At 37.5% G+C, this 3,114-nt stretch carries 4 protein-coding genes and 1 pseudogene; 3 read left to right on the forward strand and 2 right to left on the reverse strand.

The window, feature by feature from the left end; genetic code table 11:
- The 3 genes and pseudogenes from BTHERMOSOX_RS09965 to BTHERMOSOX_RS09975 form a co-directional block, all read left to right on the forward strand.
- Window positions 1-124, forward strand: a pseudogene (locus BTHERMOSOX_RS09965) (IS1595 family transposase); the annotation flags it as partial.
- A 75-nt stretch (window positions 125-199) separates the two neighbouring features.
- Window positions 200-1,489: an NCS2 family permease gene (locus BTHERMOSOX_RS09970; protein WP_138121015.1), complete on the forward strand. Its 1,290-nt coding sequence runs from the start codon at window positions 200-202 to the stop codon at window positions 1,487-1,489.
- A gap of 3 nt (window positions 1,490-1,492) precedes the next feature.
- Window positions 1,493-2,056: a phosphoribosyltransferase gene (locus tag BTHERMOSOX_RS09975; protein ID WP_138121016.1), complete on the forward strand. Its 564-nt coding sequence runs from the start codon at window positions 1,493-1,495 to the stop codon at window positions 2,054-2,056.
- A 187-nt stretch (window positions 2,057-2,243) separates the two neighbouring features.
- Here BTHERMOSOX_RS09975 and trxC read toward each other — a convergent pair whose 3' ends face one another.
- Both trxC and BTHERMOSOX_RS09985 read right to left on the reverse strand, forming a co-directional pair.
- The gene (gene trxC / locus BTHERMOSOX_RS09980) at window positions 2,244-2,666 is read right to left on the reverse strand and encodes a thioredoxin TrxC (RefSeq protein WP_138121017.1); all 423 of its coding nucleotides are present in this window, start codon (window positions 2,664-2,666) and stop codon (window positions 2,244-2,246) included.
- 82 nt (window positions 2,667-2,748) lie between these two features.
- A partial coding sequence (locus BTHERMOSOX_RS09985) for an IS30 family transposase (protein ID WP_138120579.1) occupies window positions 2,749-3,114 on the reverse strand: 366 nt, incomplete at its 5' end.

Here is a 3,114-nt window from a genome sequence, read left to right on the forward strand (position 1 = left end):
AATGAATAAAAATATGTTTAATTTACACTTGAAAGAATGTGAATTTAGATTCAATAATCGCAAGCAAAATCTTTATAAGATTTTGCTTGAAATGTTCAGAAAAGAGTCGCTTAAGTTGTCATGACCCATTTTTTTATCATGCGCTGTTGTTGTAGGGTATATTGGCATTCAAATTTAAAATACTCACGGGGGGGTAATTATGTTAGATCAATTTTTTAAATTATCTGAAAGAGGAACATCTATAAAGACTGAAGTTATTGCAGGTCTTACGACCTTTTTAACCATGTCTTATATTATTGTCTTAAACCCAGATGTTTTGGGTATGGCAGGTATGGATAAAGGTGCCGTGTTTACGGCCACCATTATTGCCGCTATTGTTGGGTCGTTAATCATGGGTTTATATGCTAACTATCCTGTTGTGCTAGCACCCGGTGTTGGCCTAAGTGCATTCTTTACTTTTGGTGTTGTTATGGGTATGGGCCATACTTGGGAGGTTGCGTTAGGTGCGGTATTCTTCTCTGGCCTAGTTTTCTTATTAATTAGTATATTTAAAATTAGACAATGGGTTATTGATAGCATTCCAATGACGCTGCGTTATGCAATTGCCGCGGGTATTGGTTTTTTTCTAGCGATTATCGCGCTTAAAAACTCAGGTTTGGTTGTTGCTCATCCAGCAACATTTGTAACTCTGGGTGATGTTACTAAGCCTGAATCTTTGTTGACTTTATTCGGCCTACTTTCAATTGCTATTTTGGCTTATCGTAAAGTAATCGGCTCTGTAATGATTACTATTGTTGGTATTACTATCATTGCATTAGCAGTGGGTATGGTTGAATTTAATGGCTTCATGTCAATGCCACCTTCTTTAGAGCCGACTTATATGAAGCTTGATATTGCAGCTGCATTTGACGTGGCCATGATTGGCGTTATTTTCGCCTTTCTTTTTGTGGATCTTTTTGATACCTCAGGCACGTTAATTGCGGTTGCGCACCAGGGTGATATGCTTGATAAAGACGGCAAACTACCAAACATGAAAAAAGCGATGACAGCAGACAGTGTGGCCACTATTATTGGCTCAGCATTGGGAACTTCTACAACAACAAGCTTTATTGAATCAGGTGCTGGTATTAGTGCAGGTGGACGCACTGGTTTGACAGCTGTTGTTGCCGCTGGCTTGTTCCTCGTCGCTTTATTCTTTGCGCCATTAGTTTCAATTGTTCCTGCTTATGCTACTGCACCTGCCTTATTGTTTGTAGCTGTGCTAATGTCTGCAGGCCTTGCAAAAATTGACTGGTCCGACTTAACTGAAGCCGTTCCAGTATTGGTTACAGTGCTGATAATGACTTTCACTTTTTCAATTGTTCAGGGTATCGCATTCGGCTTTATCGCATATATGGTCATGAAGGTATTTACAGGACAGGCATCCGTTTTAAGCTCAGGTGTTTATGTCGTAAGTGCACTATTCATTGCTAAATTTATATTCTTATAGTCCATGTCCATTGACAGGGTTTATATTGATGCAAATAAGTTACTACTAGACTCTTTCAAGCTAGGCGTTGCTATTCACAATAGCGGTTTTAAACCAGACTTCATTGTCGGTGTTTGGCGTGGCGGTACTCCAGTAGGTATTGCCATTCAAGAAATTCTTGACTATCTGGGCAATAAAACCGATCACATTGCCATTCGAACCTCTTCTTACAATACCATTGATGATCAACGAGATCAGGTGCAAGTACATGGTTTGAGCTATCTTGTTCGTAATATTAATGCAGAAGACAAGCTGTTATTGGTTGATGATGTGTTTGATTCTGGAAGAAGTATTAGAGCTATTATTGATACACTGCAAGAAAAATCAAGAAAAAACGCGCCGAATGATATTCGCGTTGCCGTGCCTTGGTTTAAGCCAAATAATAACAAAACTGATATTAAGCCCGATTACTTTATTCATCAAACCGATGATTGGCTTATCTTTCCACATGAAATGGACGGTTTAAGTAAAGACGAGATTTTTGAAAATAAACCAGGATTAAAAGACATTTTATCTAAGGTTAATTGATTAAAAAATCAGAAATATTGCTTATAAGTGTTTTTCAAGGTGAAAATCCTTAGATTTACCTAAAGTAACCCTTAAAAACCTAATAATTTAGCCAAAAACAGCTTTTTTAATAAAATCTCTCTAAAATTGGCGACTTTCCCTTGTTTTTAATAAAATTCGGAAATAATCAAAATGACTACTTTTTGATTTATGCATGTTGATTTACCCAGTTTGTAAAATCTGGAGCGCTTAAAGCGCCTGAAACGCGATTAATTTCTTTGCCATTTTTAAACATTACTAGAGTGGGGATTGAGCGAATTGAATATTTTGCAGAAATGGCTTGTTCAACTTCGGTTTCAATTTTGATAAAGCGTGCTTTTGGTTCTAGCTGGCTAGCTGCTTGTTTAAAAGTTGGGGCGAACTGCTTACAAGGACCACACCAAGTTGCCCAAAAATCTACCACTAATAATTCATCCGTTTTCTCAATGGCGCGTGTCAGCTGGATGCCTGTCATTGAAATTGGTTCGCCTTTATATAAAGGATTCTTACATTTTCCACAATTTGGATTATTGCTTAATTTTTCTTCTGGAATGTTATTTAATCCGCCGCAGCTTGTACACATAACAATCATAATTTTTCCTAATTTATTTTGGGTTATGACAACTCAAGCATATTTAAAATCACTTGAATTCGCACATTAAGTGCAATTTCTCCTAAGCCGTTAATAAATCAACAGCCTTTCCTAAAAATAACTCAACTGGTTGTTTCCCACCTCGTGTTTTTCGAGGTCTTGTGTTGAGTCGCTTCATGACAAATTCAATCTGTGAATTTGTCACCTTGTTAAAGTCAGTACCCTTTGGGAAGTACTGTCTAATCAAGCCATTAGTATTCTCGTTAATACCTCTTTCCCAAGAAGAATACGGATGAGCAAAATATACATCCACATCCAGTGCTTTAGCCATACGCTCATGTTCAGCAAATTCTAAGCCATTATCGTAGGTAATGGTATGAATCTTACTTGACATTGGCTTTAGCGCTTTAATAGTCTTATCAGCCAACTCAGTGGCATTCTTGCCATT

This window comes from Bathymodiolus heckerae thiotrophic gill symbiont, from assembly GCF_900128515.1.
In the GTDB taxonomy this organism is placed as follows: domain Bacteria; phylum Pseudomonadota; class Gammaproteobacteria; order PS1; family Pseudothioglobaceae; genus Thioglobus_A.

Coding starts and splice junctions, on each gene's coding strand:
- trxC (WP_138121017.1), bottom strand. CDS start 2,666: ATGATTGTTATGTGTACAAGCTGCGGCGGATTAAATAACATTCCAGAA.
- BTHERMOSOX_RS09975 (WP_138121016.1), top strand. CDS start 1,493: ATGTCCATTGACAGGGTTTATATTGATGCAAATAAGTTACTACTAGAC.
- BTHERMOSOX_RS09970 (WP_138121015.1), top strand. CDS start 200: ATGTTAGATCAATTTTTTAAATTATCTGAAAGAGGAACATCTATAAAG.